Origin of the sequence: Schaalia suimastitidis DSM 15538 (assembly GCF_000429105.1) — a bacterium.
GTDB lineage: Bacteria > Actinomycetota > Actinomycetes > Actinomycetales > Actinomycetaceae > Pauljensenia > Pauljensenia suimastitidis.
The window spans coordinates 56,332-78,294 of record NZ_AUBF01000011.1; the positions used below are offsets into that span (position 1 = coordinate 56,332).

The window sequence follows — 21,963 nt, forward strand, 5'->3', positions numbered from 1 at the left end:
AGTTTGATTGGTCGAAGGAGACTGTGAATGAACGCGGCTGCCATCTCTGTTGCGGGCGACGCTAAAACCGAATGGTTCGACCACGCTCGCCTCGGACTTTTCGTCCACTTCGGCCTGTACTCCGTGGCTGCCCGCCACGAATGGGTAATGACACGCGAACGCACAGACGTAGCCACCTACGAACGCTACCTCCACGCATTTGACCCCGACCTTTTCGACGCGCGCGACATTGCGCGCCAAGCCAAAGCAGCAGGTATGGGCTACGCAGTCCTCACCAGCAAACACCACGACGGCTACTGCCTTTTCGACACCGCACACACCACCTACAACTCCGCCGTACACCAAGGCCGCGACTTCGTCGCCGAATGGTGCCAAGCACTACGCGACGAAGGACTGAAAGTCGGCATCTACCACTCACTGCTTGACTGGCACCACCCCGACTACACCATCGACTTCCATCACCCCCGCCGCGACGACGTCGACGCGCGCACACAAAACGAAACGAAAGACTTTTCTCGCTACCGCACCTACCTGCACGCCCAAGTCGAAGAACTCCTCACCAACTACGGCCAAATCGACTACCTTTTCTTCGACTTTTCCTACCCGTGGGAGGTCGACGGATGGGTAGGAAAAGGCCGCGACGACTGGGGGTCACGCGAACTTGAAGCCATGTGCCGACGCCTTCAGCCAGGCATCATTATCAACGACCGCCTCGACATCCCCGGCGACCTGGTGACCCCCGAGCAATACCAGCCATCTAAACCCATGGAAGTCAACGGGCAGCCCGTGCGCTGGGAAGCCTGCCAAACACTCAACGGATCATGGGGATACGACCGCGACAACACCGACTTCAAAAGCGTCGACATGATCCTGCGAATGCTCGCCGACACCGTGTCAAAAAACGGAAACCTCCTGCTCAATATCGGCCCCGATGGACGAGGCGCCGTCACCGCACACGACGCCACCATCCTTGACGCTGTAGCCAAGTGGATGCGCCTGCATAGTCGCGCCATTATCGGCGCAGGCCACAGCACCTATAAGGCGCCAGAACATGCGGTGTACACCCAGCGAGGCAACCGACTCTACATCCACCTCATGGCCTGGCCATTTGGACACCTCCACCTGCCTGACCTTGCAGGCAAAGTCACTTTCGCACGTCTCCTTGCCGACGGCTCTGAACTGCGCATGGAAGTCCACGATCCAGGAAAGGAGGCACTCACCACCGAAGTGGGAGGACAACCCGCAGGCACCCTCACCCTGGTACTGCCCACGCGCGCCCCAGATACACCACTGCCCGTCATCGAACTGTTCCTAGCAGACGACGCCAGTTAAGGCACACCATCACCCCGTGACACACATTCAACGACGAATCACCCCATACCGAAAGGAACTCCCATGAGAACACGCAAAGCGCGAGCCGCCCTCGCACTCTTCGCCATCGCCGCCACCGTTGGCGCCGCCGCCTGCTCCAACTCGACAAGCAGCACCGCTGACGCGAGCGACGCCTCGTCAAGCAAAATCTCCGTCACCTGGGACATGTGGGCAGGTGGCGAAGAATCCCAAAAATGGGTGGCCGACACCGCAGCCATCGCCCAAGCCCAAAACCCCGACATTGACATCAAAACCCAAACCGCATCCTGGTCTGACTACTTCACGAAACTCACCGCAAACGCCTCCTCTGGCAACCTCGCGTGTGTCACATCCATGAACGGCCAGCGCCTCAACACCTTCTACCAGGCCCTGTCACCCCTGACTGAAGAAGACCTGAAAACAGCAGGTATCGACACATCGAAGTTCCAAGAAGGTGCCCTAGACATCCTCAGCTACGACGGCAAACTCTACGGCCTGCCCTACGACGTTGCTGCCATGATGGTGTACTACAACAAAGACATGCTTGCCGAAACTAACACCCCGGAACCAAGCGCCACATGGACCTTCGACGACTTCGTTTCCACCGCAAAGAGCGCAACCACCGACGCACACCCCGGCTTCGGTATCGGCATGGGTGAATTCCAATGGATGGCTCTGCCTATCGCCAAATCCGGTGTCCAACCCGTCAGTGAGGACGGCAAACTGGAGTTGACCAACCCCGATTTTGTTGCCGCAGCTGAATGGTACGCGGGCCTGGTCACCACCGAAAAAGTCGCACAACCCGTCCCATCAGCCTCAGAAGTTGGCTGGGGTGAAGAACAATACAACGCCGGAAACGTTGCCATGGCCGTTGACGGCACGTGGAACGCCAAGAGCTACTTCACCAACGAAGCAGGCTTCAAAGCTGGCGCCACCCGCCTACCCACCGGCGACAACGGATCCCTAGGCCTGGTACTTGGCTCCGGCTTCTCCATTGCCGCCAACTGCCAAGGTGAAGAACGCGAGGCAGCGCTGAAAGTCCTGGGCTCACTGGTATCAGCAGAGGCACAAAACTTGTTGGCATCCTCAGGGCGCTCCTACCCGGCACTAGTTGAATCGCAACCCCTCTACTTTGAGTCACTGCCCGAAAACGTGCGCGCCGAGGTGGAAAAAGCTTTCTCTGAAGCCTTCACCGGCGTCGTCGGACAACGGTCAGTGAGCACATGGGCACAGGTCAACGAGTACTTCACCCCGAACCTCGTGTCGGTCTACACCGGAAGTATGACAATGACCGACATGCTCACCCAAGGGCAAAGCCAATTCGGTAAGTAATGCGGCGCACGCCCCTTACCCATCCCAAAACCACCACCCCGTCCCCACACCGGAAGTGACACTGCAGTGACAACACACGCAGCCGCCCCAAAGAAGCGGCGGAGCCGGTTGGCGAGGACCGAGTCCTACCAGGCGCTGGGCTTTGCGAGCCCAGCCCTGGTGGGCCTTGCCCTCTTCACCGTCGTCCCCGTCGTACTGTCCATCATCATGAGCCTGTATAACTGGCCCGCCTTTGGTGAACGCACATTCGTTGGCGCCGACAACTACCTGTGGCTACTGACCGAAAGCCCAGATTTTTGGCCCGCAGTACGCAACTCCGTGGTCTTCACCGTCTTATACGTGCCCATTAATATCATCGTGTCGCTAACAATGGCGATGATCATTGGGCCACGCATCCGGGGACGCAATATTTTCCGAGTCCTCTTCTTCATCCCCGTGGTCACCCCCATGGTGGCAAACGTCCTGGTGTGGAAGATGCTGCTGAACCCTCAGGGCCTCTTTAACGGACTAGCCCAAGCGTGGTTCGGCGTTGAACTGCCAGCATTCCTGGCGCACCCGCAGTGGGCCATGATCATGATCGTCGTCATGAGCGTCTGGCAAGGCGCAGGCTATAACATGCTGATCTTCTCAGCCGCCCTTGAACAACTGCCCGAATCAGTGATGGAGGCAGCCCGAATCGACGGTGCACGAGGATGGACCATGCTGGTCAAAGTCATCCTCCCCATGATGTCGCCCTCCATATTCTTCGCCTCCGTGATGACCGTGATCTCGTCACTTCAAGTCTTCGTTCAGCCCCAGATGCTGACCGGTGGCGGCCCTGGAAACTCCACTCTGCCACTGGTGATGTTCATTTACAACACAGGATTTAAGTTCCAACAGCTTGGCATGGCTGCCGCAGCAGCATGGATCCTTTTCGCTTTGGTCATCCTTGTGACCGCCTTCCAATTCCAAGCACAAAAGAGGTGGGTGCACTATGAAGTCTGACAACACTGCGACCGCCCCCACTCAAGGCACGCCTGCGCCTCGTCGTGCCCGCACAAGCTACGCACCCCTGTCACAAGCGGGACTGCTTGGCGGCGAACCCTCCCGCCTCAAAGACGCCATCGCCCACATCACCGTATGGATCGGCGCCTTCCTTTTCGCGTCACCACTGATCTACGCTTTCTTTTCCTCCCTCAAACACAAAGACGAGATTTACCAGGTGCCGCCAAGTCTCTTCGGCAAAGAACTACGCTGGTCAAACTACGTTGACGTCTTCACTTACGGCCCGTTCGTCACCTATATCCTCAACAGTTTCATCGTCGCCATCTTGGGCACACTGGTCGTCATTTTCGTCTCGACAACCGCTGGATATGCCTTTTCGCGCTTACGGTGGAAAGGCCGCGACGGCGCCTTCATTCTGTTCCTGGCCACCATGATGATCCCCGCCGAAGTGCTGGTCATCCCCATGTTCATCCTCATGCAACAATTCGGCTGGGTGAACACCTACCAGGCGCTCATCTTCCCTTTCGCTTTCGGCGCCTTCGGCACATTCCTCATGCGTCAATTCATGCGCGGCATCCCCTTCGAACTTGAAGAAGCGGCCCGCGTCGACGGAGCAGGCCCCATCCGCACCTTCGTGCAAATCATCCTTCCGCTGACCAAATCCGCTATCGCAGTTCTCGCGGTCTTTACCTTCATGGGGTATTGGAACTCCTACCTGTGGCCGCTCATTGTTACCGTCGACTACGACTCCTTGGGGACACTCCCTGTTGGCCTTGCCTCCTTCTCGACCCAGGAAGGAACGCGCATGGATCTGCAGATAGCGGCCTCGATTATTTCAATGGTGCCCACCACGGCGCTGGTCCTTGCACTGCAAAAGCACCTGGTTAAAGGCATTGCCATGTCCGGTATGGGCGGACGCTAAACCCACACGACAGGAGAATCATCCTATGCCCACCCGAATCGCCATCTGCGGCATCCACATCGAATCATCGACCTTCACGCCCTACACCTCCACTGCTGCAGACTTCACGGTGACACGAGGCCAGGCCCTCCTTGCCCGCTACGACTGGCGTGACGAAGCGTGGGCGAGCGCCGTCGAATGGGTACCGATCCTGCACGCCGGAGCACTACCTGGTGGCGTCGTCGAAAAGGCCACCTACGAGGCGTGGCGTGAAGAAATCCGCAGTGGCCTTGCACAGGCACACACCGAAAGGCCACTGGATGGCGTATTCTTCGACATCCACGGCGCCATGAGTGTGACAGGATACGACGACGCTGAAGGTGACCTCATTACTGCACTTCGCGACGCGGTTGGCAGTGAAGTAATGATCTCGGCCAGTATGGACTTGCATGGCAATATGTCGCATACGCTTTTCGACGGCCTGGACCTAATGACCTGCTACCGTATGGCGCCTCATGAAGACGCCCTTGAATCACGCAAACGGGCAGCCCGCAACCTTGTTGACCGTCTAAGCCAGGGCCTGGGTAAACCAGCAAAAGCCTTGGTTCATGTGCCGATCCTGCTGCCAGGCGAAAAAACCTCTACCCGCATTGAACCCGCGAAATCTCTGTACGCATTGGTGCCGCAGGTTGAAGCAACCGAGGGGGTCACCGATGCAGGTATTTGGATTGGTTTTGCGTGGGCTGACCAGGCGCGCTGCCAAGGTGCGGTTGTCGCTTACGGTGACGACCCAGAGGCCGTCAAAGAGCAGGCACTTCGTATTGGGCGAGCCTTTTGGCGGGCGCGTGACGACTTTGAGTTTGTGGCGCCGGTTGCCACCATGGCCCAGTGCCTCACCTGGGCCGAACATGCTGCGCGGCCCACGCTCATTTCAGATTCGGGTGACAATCCCGGAGCGGGCGGTGCCGGTGACGTGACGGTTGCTTTGGCGCACCTGTTGGCGTGGGAGCCAGTAAAAGACGACCTTTTGGATGTCATCCATGCCTCCATCGTGGACCCTGTGGCAGCAGAGCAGTGTTGGAATGCTGGTGTTGGGGCCACAGTGAGCGTCGAGGTGGGCGGACATATTGACCAACGTGCCCCCGGTCCGCAGCGCATCATCGGCGTGGTACGTGCCCTTACTGACGATCCACGAGGCGGACACACAGCCGCGCTGAAAACAGGCGGCCTCACAGTGATCATTACCAGCGCACGCAACCAATACACCGAATACGAACAATTCGCGCGTCTTGGCCTTGACGTGCGCAGCGTCGACGTGCTTGTCGTGAAAATCGGCTACCTTGAACCGGACCTGTACGAGGCACAACGCGACTGGAAGATGGCACTGACCCCTGGTGGTGTCGATCAGGATCTTGTGCGTCTGGGACACCAACACATCACGCGCCCAATGTTTCCTTTCGACACGGTTTTTGACTCCGACCCCATCACGGTAAGGCTCGTGATGCCATGAATGCCCAAGCCCGCTATGTCGGCATTGACATTGGCGGTACCACCATCAAATGGATGCTGGTGTCCGCCAGTGGACAGCCCGTTGCCAGCGGACATGAACCGACCGACGCCACGCGCATGGTCAGACAGTTGACGACACTGGGTGAGCGTCTAGCCGATGAATACACGCAGCTGGCTGGTATTGGTGTTGTCTGCCCTGGTGTTCTTGACGAAGGAACAGGTCAGGTGCGGTATGCCTCCAATGTGGCACTTGCCGGGCTGCGACCTGCGGAGCTGCTTGCAGGCAGTTCGGGTGTGCCCGCGCGCCTAGGGCACGATGGGCGCGCCGCTGGTTTGGCTGAAGGGCTTTTCGGTGCGGGTAAAGGCGCCGTCTCGTACGCCATGATTCCCATTGGGACTGGAGTTTCGGCAGCCCTCTACCTACAGGGACGTATGTGGGCGGGCGCGACACTCTGCGCTGGCGAAATTGGGCATACACCGGTCTTTCCTGGCGGCGAACAATGTGCCTGCGGGCAACGTGGCTGCTTGGAGGTCTATGCCTCGGCTCAAGGTATTGCGCGTCGCTATGCGCAGGCGAGTGACAAAGTGGGTCGGGCACCTGGTGCCAATGGGATCGGCGCGAAAGAGGTAGAAAAACGTCTGGGTGCGGATCCTGTTGCTGACCAGGTGTGGGCCACTGCTGTTGACGCATTAGCATTGGCACTTGTGCACCTTACCCTTGGTTTTGATCCTGAGCGTTTCATTATTGGTGGCGGTTTGTCTCATGCGGGGCCGGTACTTGTTGAGCCACTAAAAGCGCGCCTCGAACAGTATTTGGCGTGGCGTAAGGCGCCGCAAATCGTGCTTGCGTGCCTGGGGGAGAAGGCGGGCCTGTGGGGTGCGCTCGCATTGGCCTCAATGGCCGCCGGAAGCACTGATCACGAGTCGTGGTGCGTCAACGGATAGGTGTGTGGTGATGACACGGATCGAAATATGTGTCGATGATGTTGCGGGTGTGAGTGCTGCTAGCCGGGCGGGTGCGGACCGCGTGGAATTGTGTGCACGCCTTGATTTGGGAGGCATCACCCCGTCTGCGACCCTTGTTGAAGAGGCACTACCGGTAGCTCCTGCGGGTGGCCTTCGCGTCATTATTCGTCCACGCGGCGGCGATTTTGTGCACACGGATGCTGAGGTTGACCAAATGGTTGCCTCGATTGAGGACTTCGTGCAACTGTGGGTGCGCTTACGGAGGAGGAAAGCGGCAGGTGGCGTGACCTCGGCCAGCGCGGCTGATCAGGCAAGCGGCGCCCTATTGGGTGGCGTGCCGCTTGCCACAGGTGGTGGCGTGCCGCTTGCGGTTGAACCTCGCAGCCTGCCGCCCCTGGGTTTCGTGGTCGGGGTCCTTCGGCCCGACGGGCGTATCCACGAGGCGGCAGCCAAGCGCCTGCGGGAGGCTGCACGCGAATACCCGCTGACGTTTCATCGGGCCTTCGACGTTGTGCCCGACCGCGCGCAAGCCTTAGAAACCCTGATTCGCCTGGGCTATACGCATGTGCTGACCACCGGTGGACATCCCAGTGTTGCACAAGTGGATGAACTGGCAGCGCTGACACGGCAGGCACGGGAGCGGATAGCAATTATCGCCTCCGGGGGCATAAGACAAGGCAATGTGATCGACGTGATTGCCGCCAGCGGCGCCCCAGAGGTACATATGCGTTGCCCACTGCCGCGTGCAGGCGCAGGTGGCGTCAGCGAAGGTACCACTGGTGGGGGCACTGATGCCAAGCAGGTGCGGCAGATCGTCACTCTGGTACGTACCTGGGACGCGTGCCGACAGTAAAGGCTTGGTCCACGAATTGGCCGCGCCAACCCCGGATGCGGTGCTTTCACAGCATGGCCGCGCTACCGCAACGGGGCCGCGCCAATCCGGGGTTGTGCTCTCGCAGCATGGCTTCGTTACGGCACCCATGCCGCGCCAACCCGGGTCGGCCACTGGCTGCGAGCAGAGGGACGTCCGCCTCGGCTCGCAGCCTTAACCGATCAGACGAGGGACAATGCCTGCTGAGCGATGGCGTACTCTTCATTGGTTGGCACAACCATGACGCGCACCGATGACTCCGGCGTAGAAATCGTGGTCGAGCGGACAATACGGGAGGTATTCACCTCTTCGTCCAGCACGACACCGAAGGAAGCCAGGCGCTCACACACCTCGGTGCGCAACGCAGCATCGTTTTCGCCAATACCAGCGGTAAAGGTCAGCACATCCAGGCCGCCAAGCTCAGCAGTGTAGGCGCCGATGTACTTGATAATGCGCGTGATGTAAATATCCAATGCCAAGCGTGCGCGACGACGCTGTTCGCCTTCGCCTGAGATCGACATGGTGCGTACTGCACGCATATCGTTTTCTCCGGTCAGACCTTTCAGGCCTGATTTCTTGTTAAACAGCGTGTCAACCTCGTCGGCACTCCACCCGGTTTGACGCTGCAGGTGGAAGACGACAGCAGGGTCAATATCGCCTGTGCGCGTCCCCATGACCAAGCCCTCCAGCGGGGTAAGGCCCATTGACGTGTCAACAGCAGCACCGTCCTTAATGGCCGACACCGATGCGCCGTTACCCAGGTGCAGCACCACCTGACGCAGGTCTTTACGCCCAAGGATTTGCGACACGCGGTTCGACACATACTGGTGGGAGGTGCCGTGAGCGCCATAGCGGCGAATCGAGTACTTCTCAGCTACTTCACGATCCAGTGCGTAGGTTGCCGTTTCAGCAGGCAGTTTCTGGAAGAAAGCCGTATCAAAGACGGCGACGTGGGGAACATCAGGCATGAGTTCGCGCGCCACGTCAATACCTTTCAGATGAGCAGGATTATGCAGCGGCGCCAAAGCACACAGCTGCTCAATCAGCGCACGCACCTGGTCATTAATCAGTGCCGGGCCGTCAAAGTATCGACCACCCTGCACGACACGGTGCCCAACAGCGACGATATGCGCATCGGCCAGGCGTGGCCCTACCTGGTCAAACAGACGCAGTACTTCACGCATACCAGCTTCGTGGTCACCAATAGGCTCATTGAGATCAACGACCTCGTTGCCGTACTTATGTTGGATATGGCCTTCAGATTCGCCAATGCGCTCAACCAGACCCTTTGCTAGGGCCTCGCCAGTTGTGGGATCCACAAGCTGGTATTTAATCGAGGAAGAACCGGAGTTAATAACGAGGACAGTCTGTTCCACGGCGTGTGGGCCTTTCATAAATGGGATGGCGGGGGATTGGGAGGTCGGCCAGTGCTTGACGAGGCCAAGCGAGCATCCAGCGGTTTCGCGCCGCCAGGCAGATGGTGCCTGTTATGCAACGCGCATGGCTGGACCCTGCTGGCAGCGCCTTATTCTTGCGCTTGAATCGCAGTGAGCGCGATCGTGTTGATAATGTCTTCAACCAATGCGCCACGAGACAGGTCATTGACCGGCTTATTGAGGCCCTGCAAAATCGGGCCGATGGCGACAGCACCAGAGGAACGCTGCACGGCTTTGTAGCCAATATTTCCAGCGTTCAGTGACGGGAAGATAAAGACATTTGCATGTCCAGCAACAGGGGAGCCAGGCATCTTCGACGAACCCACAGCAATATCGACTGCCGCGTCGAACTGGATGGGGCCATCGATGGGAAGCTCAGGAGCTTTTTCCTGCGCAAGGCGGGTCGCCTCGTAAATTGCATCCACATCAGGGCCGGTGCCTGAGCGGCCAGACGAATATGACAGCATCGCAATCTTTGGATCGACGCCGAACTGGCGGGCCGTTGTCGCGGACGAAATGGCAATATCGGCCAGCTGCTCGGGCGTTGGATTTGGGTTCACAGCGCAGTCACCCATGGTCCACACGCGGTCTTCAAGCAGCATAAGGAATACGGACGACACAATGGACACGCCTGGTGCGGTCTTAATGATTTGGAAGGAGGGAACAATCGTGTGGGCGGTGGTGTGGGTAGCGCCTGACACCATGCCATCTGCCTGGCCCATATGCACCATCATCGTGCCGAAGTAGGACACGTCTTTGACGGTTTCGCGAGCCTGTTCTAGTGTCACGCCCTTCTTTTCGCGCAGTCGCGCAAATTCGGCGGCGTAGGTTTCGTGGAGCTCAGGGTCGTTGACTGACACGACGGTGGCAGCAGAAATATCCAGTCCCAGTTCGGCTGCGCGGCCACGCACCTCGGCTTCTTCGCCAACAAAAACAATGTCAGCAATGCCGCGTTCCAACACTTCAGCGGCAGCAGTCAAAATGCGTTCGTCTTCCGGTTCGGGAAGCACGATGCGTTTACGGTTAGCGCGCGCACGGTCAATAAGGTCGGCTTGGAAAGCCAGCGGCGTGACGGTCTGAAGTGCAGGTGCGGAGGTGAGTTGAGCGGCGGCCTCGTCCCCAAGGGGTAGGCCGAAGGTGAGGATGCCATCAATATGCAGCGCACCCATTGCCGAGGCGGGCAGTACCACCGCGTACAAGTGCGCATTGTGGAGTTCAGCGCGCAGGCGGGCGGCCTCCACTTCGGCGGCCAGGAGTTCAGCGGGCATGCCTTCGGTGTCGAGGGCGAGGATGACCTGCGCGCGCGTTGAAGCAGCCAGTGACAGGTTCCAGCCAAGGGAATCAAAGAATCGGACAGCCACGTCGTGTATGCCTTCGATCACGGCGAAATCGCCGTCAAAGGAGCGGACAGCTTCCACCGCAGCAGCAAGGGCTTCATTCGGGTTGGTGGCTGCAGCTTCAGTATCGGTGCCAATCAGTGCATCTGCGCGGTTGACGGTGCCGTGGGCTGCAAGGACGTGTTCAAGTTCGTCGGCGATCCGGGTGGCATAGCCAGCTTCCGGGGCGATGACGAGGAAACGGGAAGTCACGAATGCTCCTTCGTATGCGTGCAATTTTGATGTGGCCGTCCTGGTCACTGATACCCATTTTATCGGGCATATTTAGGCAAACGTGCCGCTCGGGGTGTGAAGACTGGCTCACTGGCCGATAGGCTTAGTGCGTGACCGAACAGACCAAGGACGAGCAGTTGAGTGCGGAAAAACCTTCGCAGGACCAAGAGCAGGAGACAAGCGAAGCGGAAAAATCCGATGCCCTTTGCGCTATTAAGGACGACAGTGTTGCTGGCAGTGAGGTCGATGTGCAGCCACGTAATGATGTCGATGAGCCGTCCGGTAATGACGCCAATGTGCAGGCACATAATGCTGCCGCATCAATGCGTCCGAGCCTGCGCATGTGGAACCGTGTGACCCTTGTCGGTGTGCTGGTGAGTCTGGCAGCCATTGGTGGGTATATTGTCACTGACCATCCGCATCGCGCGGTTTTATCGTTGGTGGCAACTTTGGTAGCCGGTGCCGTGTGTCGTCTTATCATCCCAGGTCGACCGTGGTTTGCTTCCAGGGGCCGTTTTTTTGATGCACTCATTTTCGTCATTGTGGCTCTGGCAATATGGTGGCTTTCTCCATGGACGGCTGCGGTGAACATTACCTGACAGATCTCTCGATATCGAGTAATCTATGGGCTGAAGGCATGATGCTGCAAAGGAGTCCCCATGTCGAAGATTAAGGTTGCAGGCCCGGTCGTCGAGCTCGATGGCGACGAGATGACCCGAATTATCTGGCAATTCATCAAAGACCGACTGATATACCCCTACCTTGATGTTGATCTGCGCTACTACGACCTGTCCATCCAGAATCGTGACGCTACCGACGACCAAGTCACCATTGACTCCGCTTTGGCCATCAAAGAACACGGCGTGGGCGTTAAATGCGCGACCATCACCCCCGACGAAGCTCGCGTGGCCGAATTTGGGCTGAAGAAAATGTGGAAGAGCCCCAACGGCACCATCCGCAATATCCTCGGCGGTGTCATCTTCCGTGAACCCATCATCATTTCGAATGTGCCTCGCTTGGTGCCCACATGGACCAAACCCATCGTCGTTGGCCGTCACGCATTTGGCGACCAATACAAAGCCACAGATTTTAAAGTTCCCGGCGCAGGCACAATCACACTGACATTCACCCCAGAAGACGGTTCTCAACCCATCGAACACGAGGTCGTGAAAGTGCCAGAAGGCGGTGGTGTCGCACTGGGCATGTATAACTTCAACGAATCTATCGCCGACTTTGCGCGCGCCTCCTTTGCCTACGGTCTGAAACGCGGCTACCCCGTGTACCTTTCCACCAAGAACACCATTTTGAAAGCCTACGACGGCGCATTCAAAGATATCTTCGCTGAAATCTTTGACACCGAATACCGCGAACAATTCGAGGCCGCAGGTATCACCTACGAACACCGACTGATCGACGATATGGTCGCCTCCTCCCTCAAATGGGAAGGTGGCTACGTGTGGGCCTGCAAGAACTACGACGGTGACGTCCAATCCGATACGGTGGCACAAGGCTTTGGCTCCCTTGGTCTGATGACCTCGGTCCTGATGACTCCAGACGGGCGAACCATGGAAGCCGAGGCCGCACACGGCACAGTGACACGCCACTTCCGTCGCCACCAGGCAGGTGAGCCCACCTCGACTAACCCGATTGCCTCAATCTTCGCGTGGACGCGCGGCCTGGCGCACCGCGGCACTTTGGACGGTACCCCAGAGGTCACCGCATTTGCCCAAGCTCTTGAAGACGTTGTCATCCGAACCGTCGAAGGTGGGCAAATGACGAAAGACCTGGCGGTGTTGATCAGTAAGGACACCCCGTGGTTGACCACCGAAGGATTCCTTCATGCCCTCGATGAAAACCTCCAACGCCGCCTAGCTGAGTAGCCCAACGACGTGCCTCGGTAGGCGGAGCGCCCCAGGTACAGCACCCCCCTCCATGGCTGAACCTGGGGCGCTATCTCTACAACGTCGCGGACCCGCCACCGCCTCGACACCTGTCCAAAATATGAGACTCCAAGCCTTGTTTTTCGCGCCCTAGGCAGTCTTTAGACATCCCCATTGTCCAATGGACCCAAGGAAGACACATGCGTAAGTTCATGGAAAAAAGCGGAATCCTTGTGTGGGTGCTGGTCGCGATCGTCCTCGCACTCATCCTCGGTTCTCTGCGCGTCGGCGATAACCACCTCGTCCCAGCAGAAATTGGCCGCGTATTCCTCACCTTCTCGGCAATCTTCAGCCAATTCCTCAAATTCGCTATCCCACTGATCATCGTCGGCCTGGTGACCCCAGCAATCGCTGACCTCGGCAAGGGAGCAGGCAAATGGCTCGGCGTCACCGCTGCCATTGCTTACGGATCGACCCTCTTCGCAGGTTTCGTCACATACGCCGTATGCGCCGCCGTATTCCCCTTCCTGCTGTCGGGCGCACTAGAGGACGTCGCAGAACCCGGTAGCGCACTGTCGTCCTACTTCACCATTGAAATGCCGCCTGTATTTGACGTGATGACCGCGTTGCTGCTGTCCTTCGTGGTGGGTATTGGCCTGTCAATGATCCCACGCGGCGTCCTGCGCAAGGGCTTCATTGAGTTCCGCGCTATTATCACGAAACTCATTGAGCGCATCATTATCCCGCTGCTCCCCCTGCATATCTTCGGCATCTTCCTAGACCTGACCTACACCGGTGAGGCGTGGGACATTATGCGAACCCTGCTGTCCGTGGTCCTGGTGGTCCTGGGCTTGGAGGTCCTCATCCTCCTCACGCAATATTTTGTGGCGGGTGCTATTGCGCGTGTTAACCCCTTCAAGGCGCTGGCTACCATGATGCCTGCTTACCTCACCGCACTTGGCACCTCCTCGTCCGCTGCCACCATCCCAGTGACCCTCAAGCAGGCGCGCCGCGCAGGTGTGTCCGAACCAGTTGCCGCCTTCACCATTCCGCTGTGCGCCACGATTCACCTGGCAGGCTCGACCTCGAAGATCTTCGCTTTCGCCTTCGCGATTGTCTTCACACAAGGCATGGACGTTCCCTTCACCCAGTGGGTCGGCTTCGTCTTCATGCTGGGCATCACCATGGTGGCCGCTCCCGGCGTACCCGGCGGTGCGATCATGGCAGCAACCGGCTTGCTTTCCTCCATGCTGGGGTTTGACGAGGCTGCCGTCGCCCTGATGATCGCCACCTACATTGCGCTGGACTCCTTCGGCACCGCAACCAACGTCACCGGTGACGGTGCTATCGCGCTGGTGGTCGACAAATTTGCCGGTGGCAGCATTGGCGATGAAGGCGACCCTGAGAATGCCAAAGAACTGGCATTTGACGGCATGGCCTACCTTGACAAGGTCTCAGTCCAAGGCTTTGTCACTGAGGAAGAACTCGCAGCCTCGCGCTCTCAACTCAGTTAATTTCGTGGGGCGCCGATCGATACGCGGGTACCCATGAGCCAGTGGCGTGACGAGGCATCCGTGTCGCGACGACACGCGGCATGGTGCTTGGCACCACCACTGACGTCTCATGGGATGCACGGTGCTGGGCGTTACCACTGACGTGCTCTAATGGCGGGTGGCCACTTCGGTGGTCACCCGCCTTGGCTATCCAGTCGTGACCGTGACCGCCTAGAATAGGGGTGATGGAGCCAACACGTGGATGGGACATAGCTATGGATTCCTTGGGCCAGACCGACACTTCACGAGCCACACAACCAAAAATTGGTGTCCTCACCTCCGGCGGAGACGCCCAAGGGATGAATGCGGCAGTACGAGCCGTCGTTCGAAGCGCCCTGGCACACGGAGCCCAACCCTACGCCATTATGGAAGGATGGTCCGGTGCTGTCGCAGGCGGCAGCGCAATTAAAGAAATGGCGTGGTCGGACGCTTCTAGCATTCTTGCTGAAGGCGGCACTGTCATCGGTACCGCGCGTTGCCCCGAGTTCCGCGAATACTGGGGACGTCACGCAGCGGCAAAGAACTTATTGCAGCATGGTATCGACCGCCTCGTCATCATCGGTGGCGACGGTTCACTGTCGGGCACCAACGAGTTCCGTTCCGAATGGCCACAACACCTGGCTGAACTTGTCGCCGAAGGGGAAATTACCCAAGAAACAGCCGATGCCCACGCTGAATTGCGGGTCGTCGGACTGGTGGGTTCTATTGACAACGACCTCGTTGGTACCGATATGACCATCGGCGCTGACACAGCACTACACCGCATCCTGGACGCTATCGACCAAATCTCGTCAACAGCTGCCTCCCACCAACGCACCTTCATCATCGAAGTGATGGGCCGCCACTGCGGATACCTCCCACTGATGGCAGCGGTCGCTGGCGGGGCCGACTACGTTTTCACGCCAGAGAACCCAGCGGGCCCAGGCTGGGAAGACGACATGTGTACCAAACTGCGCCTCGGCCGTGAAGCGGGACGCCGCGAATCCCTGATCCTCGTGGCCGAAGGGGCCACCGACCGTGACGGCAATGACCTCACTACGACCGACATTGCCAAAGCCTTGAAAGAACGCAACGGTGAAGATGCCCGCATCACGATCCTTGGCCACGTACAACGAGGCGGCTCCCCGTCAGCCTACGACCGTTGGATGTCCACGCTGCTGGGCTATGCTGCTGTTCAAGAAATCTTGCGCAATGGCACCCAAAAGGAAGCATGTATCCTCGGCGTGCGCCGTAACCGAATCACCCGCATCCCACTGATGAAAGCCATCGCCAATACGCGCGGAGTAAAAGACCTCATCGAAGCCAATGATTTCGCGGGGGCACAGGCAGCACGCGGCACATCCTTTACCACAATGGTGCGTATTAACGAGGTACTTTCCACTCCGCCTCAGCTTGCCCCGGACGCTCAAGCACACCCCAAGCGTGTCGCAATCCTTCACTGCGGTGGTCTGGCCCCAGGAATGAACACCGCAGCCAGGGTCGCTGTTCGCCTCGGCATTGCCCGAGGCTGGACCATGCTTGGCATTGACGGCTCGTGGGCGGGACTTGCTGACGGGCAGGTCCGCGAATTGTCCTGGGCGGACGTAGAAGGCTGGGCATTTAAAGGCGGCGCCGAATTAGGGACCAGGCGCCCTGTACCCGAAGTCGAGCAGTTCTACGCCATCGGTCGCGCCATTGAACGGCACGAAATTGACGCCCTCATGGTGATCGGTGGCCTGAACGCCTACCTGGCGGTGAACGCCATGAATGCCGAACGGAAACGCTACCCGGCATTCCACGTGCCCATTGTGTTGATTCCAGCCTCCATTGACAACAACTTGCCGGGTTCTGAACTGTCGATCGGCGCCGACACCGCCCTCAACAATGCCGTGTGGGCACTTGACCGGGTGAAAGAATCAGCTGCCGCCTCGAAACGCTGCTTCGTTGCGCGCATGATGGGGCGGCGCTGCGGCTACCTCACCCTAATGTCGGGCCTAGCCACCGGAGCCGAATACGCCTACCTCAACGAAAAACCCATCACCCTGTCCGATATTGACCGTGATGCGCGTAAACTCGGGGAATCCTTTGCCAAAGGCCGCCGTCTTTTCCTTGCGGTAGTCAACGAAGAAAACGACAGTCACTACGACTCAGAGTTTATTGCTGCTGCCTTTGACGGCGAAGGGCATGGCACCTACGACGTGCGTCACACGGCCTTGGGGCACCTGCAGCAAGGCGGCTCCCCAAGTGCCTTTGACCGACTCATGGCCACGCGTCTGGTCGATCGGGGTATTGAAGAAATCAGCGAACAATTTGACGCTTCGGTGGCGCGCCACGTGTATATCGGCCAGGTTGAAGGCGGTATGGATGTGCGCGATGTTGAGCGGATGTTTGATGATTTGGATATTGCAAACCGTAGGCCATTTACGCAGTGGTGGGTTGAACTGCGACCGGTGCTGACGACCGTCTCCTTCCAAGACCCCGACCTTCAGCCGCTGCCGATCACCATCCTTGACGAGGCCGACACAGCTCACTAGGTCAGGCGCAGGTAGGGGAGCGATGCCGCATTGCGCTGGTTGTGCCAGGAAACAGGTTGTTAGCGCGGCATGGCACTATTGTGCCTGTTGCCAATTGTGACGATGTTTTGTTGCGCTGCGACCTTTAATGGCCACCTGATAGAGCAAAGGGAGCGCGCCACAGCCACGGCAGTGCCACCTTCGTCAGATGCCACAATACGAGCGGCACAAGGGTGCCGACCGCTGTGCCAAGCACAACGTGCACAGTCACGTCAGTGACCCCAAGTTTGACCAACACAATGCGTGTAGCCGCCATCGCAAGCACATGGGCCAGGAAAATCTGCAATGAATAGCGACCCACGTAGGCCAATGGCTTTGCCGTTGCCTCAAAGCGTGACAAAAGAGCGGACACAGCCAAGACGGCGACGACACCCAGCGTTGTGGCGAGGACACTGACAGCAATATTTGGCGCCGTACGCACTAGCTTGGAATAGGTGGGGCCAGCTGCGGGCGTGTACACCATGAGTGTCAGCCACGCGCCACCAGCAACGAGTCCAACTGTTGCTTCAACGCCAATGCTACAGCGGCTGCGCACATACTGGTAGGTGCCCAGCGAAATGATCGTGGCAACAACAAAATAGCCGCTAAGCCCGTGCCCTTGAAGGAAAATAACCGGACCAAAAAGACCCCACACCGCCACACTCAACACGAGTGCGCCACCACCAATAATGACAGCCCGCATTGGGCTCACCCAGGGCCGCGTGAAGGCAACGAATGTGCAACACAGTGCGATCCACGGGAAAAACCACATGTGGCTATCAGGATGTATCAGGTCAAAAACCGATGCCCAACTCTGCCCATTATTGACCGACCCTGCGAGCAACACCTGCAAACTCCCCTGGAGAAGCGACCACAGGATATACAGCCACGCAAAATCTGCCAGGCGGCGACGGGTATAGGACGTGGCACCTCGTTTCTCAACAGCGTTTTTCACAACAAAACCCGCAGCCAACGCAAAAACCGCAAGATGGAAGGAATAGATAGCGCGGTCCACTAGCAGATAGCCCACAGCGTCTTTACTGACCAAACCTGCATTACCGATGCCGCGCACAACATGGCCCGCAACGATGGCAATAATGGCAATACCTTTAGCAATATCGAGTGAGGAATCTCGGTGCTTCACATGGCAAGTGTAATGCTACTGTGCCCCAGTGGCGCCATTCAGCCGAATCGAGGTGTGCGCTACAGAGGCAGTGTATCGGCAGGTTAACCTGCGCGTGGACACTACTGCCCGCCAAAGCCCAACTGTGGTTGCTCTGCTGGGTCAGCCCGTGCCTCGGCAATATCGCCCGTTGCCAGCGTGAGCTACGCTAGAGGGGAACATGCGCTCCGGCTTTCGACGCACAGATGAGCGCTCATTTCACTGAAGGAGGACGTTACCGATGAGTGACCTCACCCCCGTTGACCCCACGATGACACCCGCTTGGGAAGCCCTGGACCAGCGCGCCGAAACATTCGACCCTGACCTGCGCGCATGGTTTGCCGCTGACCCTGACCGGGCCGCACACTGGACACGCCGCGCAGGCGACCTGGTCGTTGACCTATCAAAAAACCTGATCGACGACGAAATCCTCGCCGACCTTCTTGCCCTTGCCAAACAAACCAAGGTCGAACAACTGCGCGACGCAATGTATGCAGGCGCGCATATCAACACCACTGAAGACCGCGCTGTCCTCCACACCGCGTTGCGTCGTCCAGCTGAGGACACGCTCATCGTTGACGGCCAAGATGCCATCGCAGATGTCCACGAGGTCCTCACCCGTGTCTACGACTTTGCTGAACGTGTACGCAGCGGCGAATGGGTGGGTGTAACCGGAAAGCCGGTGCGCACCGTCGTCAACGTGGGAATTGGCGGTTCCGACCTGGGTCCTGTAATGGCGTACGAGGCACTCAAGCCTTACGTGCGCGCCGGTCTGGAATGCCGCTTCATCTCGAATATCGACCCCACTGATGCGGGCGAAACAACGAAAGATCTGGACCCTGAGACTACGCTGGTAATTGTTGCCTCCAAGACATTCACCACGCTGGAGACGATTACTAATGCCCGCGTCGTTCGCGACTGGTTCCTTGGGGCACTGCGTGAGCGTGGCCTAGTGAACGCAGATGACGAAGCCGCAGAAAAGGACGCCATTTCGAAGCACTTCGTTGCCGTATCCACTGCGCTGGACAAGGTCGCTGATTTCGGCATCGACCCGGCGAATGCCTTTGGCTTCTGGAATTGGGTGGGTGGCCGCTACTCCGTGGACTCAGCTGTTGGCCTGTCTTTGGCCATCGCGATTGGCCCCGATGGTTTCGCAGACTTCCTCGACGGCTTCCACACAATGGACCGTCACTTTGCCGAGGCGCCCACAGCGGACAATGTGCCGCTCCTCATGGGCTTGCTCAACGTGTGGTACTCCAATTTCCTTGGCGCCGACACCCACGCAGTGCTGCCCTACGCGCAGTACCTCCATCGTTTCCCGGCTTACCTACAGCAACTCACGATGGAATCCAACGGCAAATCTGTGCGTCGTGACGGCGCGCCGGTCACCTATGAAACGGGCGAAGTGTTCTGGGGCGAGCCTGGCACGAATGGTCAACACGCCTTCTACCAGCTCATCCATCAGGGGTCGCGGATGGTGCCCGCCGACTTCATTGCTTTCGCTAAACCCGCGTGGCCACTGCGCGACGATCAGGCGGATATGCACGAGCTATTCCTGTCGAATTTCCTCGCCCAAACCAAGGCCTTGGCCTTTGGAAAGACCAGTGAGGAAGTGCGTGCTGAAGGAACACCTGAAGCGATCGTTCCTGCGCGGGTCTTTACCGGAAACCGCCCGACGACTTCCATTATGGCGGCGGAGTTGACTCCATCGGTCCTTGGTCAGCTTATTGCCCTATACGAGCACATCACCTTCGTTCAGGGTGCAGTCTGGGGATTGGACAGCTTCGACCAGTGGGGTGTAGAGCTGGGCAAGGTGCTGGCCATGCAGATTCTGCCGGCCATCACAGGTGACCAGACGGCCCTTGAGGCTCAGGACTCATCTACCCGAGGCCTCATCGAGTTCTACCACGCCAACCGGTAGGGTACCCGAGAGCGGTGCTTTGCTCAACGACGTTGAGTGAGCCTTTGTGCGAATAACCCAGGGGCTGCTGCATCCACTTTCACGTGGCATTCGTTGAGTTTCATACTTGCGGTAATGAGTGTGGGTCCATCGCAATAGCGATGGACCCACACTCGGCTATACGTGCACTGTTCGGCATCTACGCTGCCATCTCAGCTACGAGGCACATCGCCTCGTGATCTGTGCTGCCAGGTGCTGTGGATGCCTTGAAGCTCCGTGGCGCTTCGAACCTAAATTGCGCCGGAAGGAGCATCTTGCGTGCACACGGTGCCTTCTTGGGGAACAGTGCCGTTGAGAAGGTAGTCATCAACTGCCGTGTCAACGCAGCGTGACTTCCCAGAGTAGGAGGCACCATGACCATCCCCTTCAAGGGTCAGCAGTGAAGCCTTGCCAAGCTCCTTCGTCAAGGTTTTTGCATGTTGATACGGTGTGGCGTGATCCTTGGTAATTCCAACGACCAGGAGCGGTGTTTCTACCTTCGAGGCATCAAATGCGGTGGTGAAGTCTTCGCCTGCTTCTTTCAGCACCGAGCAGTCAAGGTTAACGAATTCACGCAGCACGTCATCGCTGAGCTCTGGACCACCCACGAATGCTGGTACACCTACCTTCTTCATGTGTTCGATCAGAGCTGGCACGTCAGGTGTCTTAGGGCTTGAGTGACACAGGGTGATCTGCCCAACTGTGTCAACTGAAGCACCACCATTGGCGATTTCCGTTGCAATGGCGTCGATAGCTTCCTGGCTGCCAGCTTTAGCTTTGCCAATGTTGTCAAGCGTGGTGGCTTGTATCGCTGGTTGGTACAGAGAGGACGTGAGGTAGTCCCTGAGAGCACGTCCGTCAATAGTGCTGCCGTCGCCTGCTTTCCACGGCGTGGCGTCAAGGCTTTGTTTGAGTGTGAGCACTTCCTCTTCGTTGGTGAAGGGACACTGAACAGGTTGTCCGTCCTCGAGGACTGTGGTCGGGCAGGCTTTTGCCAGTTCCATCACTGCCTTGGTGACAGCCACCTGCTGGTCGAAGCTGTGGATCAGCGAGGCCCATTGGGCGTTTTCAGCAGAGTCAAGGACCATGCGGCCGGCTTTTTCTGGGAATAGAGTGGCGTAGGTGGCGCCCAGTACCGTTCCGTATGAATACCCAAGGTAGTGGAGGCGGTCACTGCCACTGAGTGCACGTAACAGTTCCATATCGCGAGCGACCTGCGACGTGCCCATGTAGTGGCTTAGTTCATGTTTGCCTGCGCAATCGGCGATGAGGACTGCCGCATTATCGGAGTCTTGTTCGCACTTGAGTGGCGTAGAGGCGCCAACGCCTCGTGGATCAAAGCCCCAAAGGTCGTAGGCGTGCCGCACCTTATCCAACTCAGGGGAAGCGATAAGTGAGAAGGTGTGTTGGACACCACCAACCCCAGGGCCGCCAGGGTTGCCAAATAGTGGCTTCGCCTTCTGAGGGTCGCCGGTGGCGCGAATACGGTTGATGGCCAATTCAATGGTCCGCGTATCGGAAGGGTCAGCCCAATTCATCGGGGCTTTGACTTTTGCGCATTCAAATGCGGAGTAATCTATCTGCGCTTCGTCAAGAGCAGCGGCAAGGTCTTTGGTGAGGCCGTGGCTTTCGTTGCAGGTTCCCCAGTTAATCTGTTGATCGTAGAAGCTGCGGAAATTGTCGTGCTGCCACGCGGCATTGAGCGCCGTGTTGGCTGCGCTGGAGGGGGTCGATGTGGTGGTACTTGTTGCACCGGGGATTAGTGTTGCCGGTGAACATGCGGCTAGGCCCATGGCGATTGCCGAGGCGGCAGCCAGTACAGCTAATCGTCGTCCGTGGCGCGTTGGCGGCGTTAAAGTCGTACGATCGAGCACGAGGTTCCTTTCTATGGTGTGTATATCGTGTTGCTCAGGCCGTGTTGTTTCGAATATTCGCCACA

The 21,963-nt window shown here is 58.2% G+C and carries 16 protein-coding genes; 12 read left to right on the top strand and 4 right to left on the bottom strand.

Annotated elements, in window-relative coordinates:
• Positions 1-27: 27 nt before the first annotated feature.
• The 7 genes from G438_RS0105850 to G438_RS0105880 all read left to right on the top strand — a co-directional run bounded on the left by G438_RS0105850 (position 28) and on the right by G438_RS0105880 (position 7,895).
• A complete protein-coding gene (locus G438_RS0105850; RefSeq protein WP_051259346.1) occupies positions 28-1,332 on the top strand; it encodes an alpha-L-fucosidase in 1,305 nt (434 codons plus the stop codon).
• 63 nt (positions 1,333-1,395) lie between these two features.
• Complete coding sequence (locus tag G438_RS11065; protein WP_051259347.1) at positions 1,396-2,682, top strand: ABC transporter substrate-binding protein; 1,287 nt, start codon at positions 1,396-1,398, stop codon at positions 2,680-2,682.
• Positions 2,683-2,748: 66 nt separating this feature from the next.
• Positions 2,749-3,666: a carbohydrate ABC transporter permease gene (locus G438_RS0105860; protein WP_026460529.1), complete on the top strand. Its 918-nt coding sequence runs from the start codon at positions 2,749-2,751 to the stop codon at positions 3,664-3,666.
• Entirely contained in the window at positions 3,656-4,588 is a 933-nt protein-coding gene (locus tag G438_RS0105865) for a carbohydrate ABC transporter permease (protein WP_084403147.1), read from the top strand. The genes G438_RS0105860 and G438_RS0105865 overlap by 11 nt, the downstream gene beginning before the upstream one ends.
• Before the next feature lie 25 nt (positions 4,589-4,613).
• Positions 4,614-6,077 (top strand): M81 family metallopeptidase, encoded by a 1,464-nt coding sequence (locus G438_RS0105870; protein WP_026460531.1) that lies wholly within the window; start codon positions 4,614-4,616, stop codon positions 6,075-6,077.
• Complete coding sequence (locus G438_RS0105875) at positions 6,074-7,021, top strand: ROK family protein (protein ID WP_026460532.1); 948 nt, start codon at positions 6,074-6,076, stop codon at positions 7,019-7,021. The genes G438_RS0105870 and G438_RS0105875 overlap by 4 nt, the downstream gene beginning before the upstream one ends.
• Before the next feature lie 10 nt (positions 7,022-7,031).
• Positions 7,032-7,895, top strand: a complete 864-nt coding sequence (locus tag G438_RS0105880) for a copper homeostasis protein CutC (protein ID WP_026460533.1) — start codon at positions 7,032-7,034, stop codon at positions 7,893-7,895.
• A 200-nt stretch (positions 7,896-8,095) separates the two neighbouring features.
• Here the strand turns inward: G438_RS0105880 and G438_RS0105885 are convergent, their stop codons facing one another.
• Positions 8,096-9,307 (bottom strand): acetate/propionate family kinase, encoded by a 1,212-nt coding sequence (locus G438_RS0105885; RefSeq protein WP_034285408.1) that lies wholly within the window; start codon positions 9,305-9,307, stop codon positions 8,096-8,098.
• A 131-nt stretch (positions 9,308-9,438) separates the two neighbouring features.
• Positions 9,439-10,938 carry a phosphate acetyltransferase gene (pta, locus tag G438_RS0105890; RefSeq protein WP_026460535.1) on the bottom strand — a complete coding sequence of 500 codons (1,500 nt, stop codon included), beginning with the start codon at positions 10,936-10,938 and terminating at the stop codon, positions 9,439-9,441.
• Between the two features lie 131 nt (positions 10,939-11,069).
• On the opposite strand from pta, the gene G438_RS11975 reads away from it, so the two are divergent.
• The 4 genes from G438_RS11975 (at position 11,070) to G438_RS0105910 (ending at position 16,905) form a co-directional block, all read left to right on the top strand.
• A complete protein-coding gene (locus G438_RS11975) occupies positions 11,070-11,558 on the top strand; it encodes a DUF3017 domain-containing protein (RefSeq protein WP_051259348.1) in 489 nt (162 codons plus the stop codon).
• A 60-nt stretch (positions 11,559-11,618) separates the two neighbouring features.
• On the top strand, positions 11,619-12,839 hold the full coding sequence (locus tag G438_RS0105900; RefSeq protein WP_026460537.1) for an NADP-dependent isocitrate dehydrogenase: 1,221 nt from the start codon (positions 11,619-11,621) through the stop codon (positions 12,837-12,839).
• A gap of 200 nt (positions 12,840-13,039) precedes the next feature.
• Positions 13,040-14,353: a dicarboxylate/amino acid:cation symporter gene (locus tag G438_RS0105905; RefSeq protein ID WP_026460538.1), complete on the top strand. Its 1,314-nt coding sequence runs from the start codon at positions 13,040-13,042 to the stop codon at positions 14,351-14,353.
• 254 nt (positions 14,354-14,607) lie between these two features.
• Positions 14,608-16,905, top strand: coding sequence for a 6-phosphofructokinase (locus tag G438_RS0105910; protein WP_034285413.1), 2,298 nt, complete (start codon positions 14,608-14,610; stop codon positions 16,903-16,905).
• A 124-nt stretch (positions 16,906-17,029) separates the two neighbouring features.
• Here the strand turns inward: G438_RS0105910 and G438_RS0105915 are convergent, their stop codons facing one another.
• Complete coding sequence (locus tag G438_RS0105915) at positions 17,030-18,067, bottom strand: acyltransferase family protein (protein WP_026460540.1); 1,038 nt, start codon at positions 18,065-18,067, stop codon at positions 17,030-17,032.
• Positions 18,068-18,326: 259 nt separating this feature from the next.
• Here G438_RS0105915 and pgi point away from each other — a divergent pair, with 259 nt between their 5' ends.
• Positions 18,327-20,006, top strand: coding sequence for a glucose-6-phosphate isomerase (pgi, locus tag G438_RS0105920; protein WP_026460541.1), 1,680 nt, complete (start codon positions 18,327-18,329; stop codon positions 20,004-20,006).
• 269 nt (positions 20,007-20,275) lie between these two features.
• Here the strand turns inward: pgi and G438_RS11070 are convergent, their stop codons facing one another.
• Complete coding sequence (locus G438_RS11070) at positions 20,276-21,898, bottom strand: alpha/beta hydrolase (protein WP_051259349.1); 1,623 nt, start codon at positions 21,896-21,898, stop codon at positions 20,276-20,278.
• Positions 21,899-21,963: the final 65 nt, after the last annotated feature.

Excerpts from the sequence above, each read along its gene's own strand:
- G438_RS0105885 (WP_034285408.1), bottom strand. The coding sequence starts at position 9,307 with ATGAAAGGCCCACACGCCGTGGAACAGACTGTCCTCGTTATTAACTCC.
- G438_RS0105865 (WP_084403147.1), top strand. The coding sequence starts at position 3,656 with ATGAAGTCTGACAACACTGCGACCGCCCCCACTCAAGGCACGCCTGCG.
- G438_RS0105850 (WP_051259346.1), top strand. The coding sequence starts at position 28 with ATGAACGCGGCTGCCATCTCTGTTGCGGGCGACGCTAAAACCGAATGG.
- G438_RS0105905 (WP_026460538.1), top strand. The coding sequence starts at position 13,040 with ATGCGTAAGTTCATGGAAAAAAGCGGAATCCTTGTGTGGGTGCTGGTC.
- G438_RS0105910 (WP_034285413.1), top strand. The coding sequence starts at position 14,608 with ATGGATTCCTTGGGCCAGACCGACACTTCACGAGCCACACAACCAAAA.
- pgi (WP_026460541.1), top strand. The coding sequence starts at position 18,327 with ATGAGTGACCTCACCCCCGTTGACCCCACGATGACACCCGCTTGGGAA.
- G438_RS0105900 (WP_026460537.1), top strand. The coding sequence starts at position 11,619 with ATGTCGAAGATTAAGGTTGCAGGCCCGGTCGTCGAGCTCGATGGCGAC.
- G438_RS0105870 (WP_026460531.1), top strand. The coding sequence starts at position 4,614 with ATGCCCACCCGAATCGCCATCTGCGGCATCCACATCGAATCATCGACC.
- G438_RS0105875 (WP_026460532.1), top strand. The coding sequence starts at position 6,074 with ATGAATGCCCAAGCCCGCTATGTCGGCATTGACATTGGCGGTACCACC.
- G438_RS11065 (WP_051259347.1), top strand. The coding sequence starts at position 1,396 with ATGAGAACACGCAAAGCGCGAGCCGCCCTCGCACTCTTCGCCATCGCC.
- G438_RS0105880 (WP_026460533.1), top strand. The coding sequence starts at position 7,032 with ATGACACGGATCGAAATATGTGTCGATGATGTTGCGGGTGTGAGTGCT.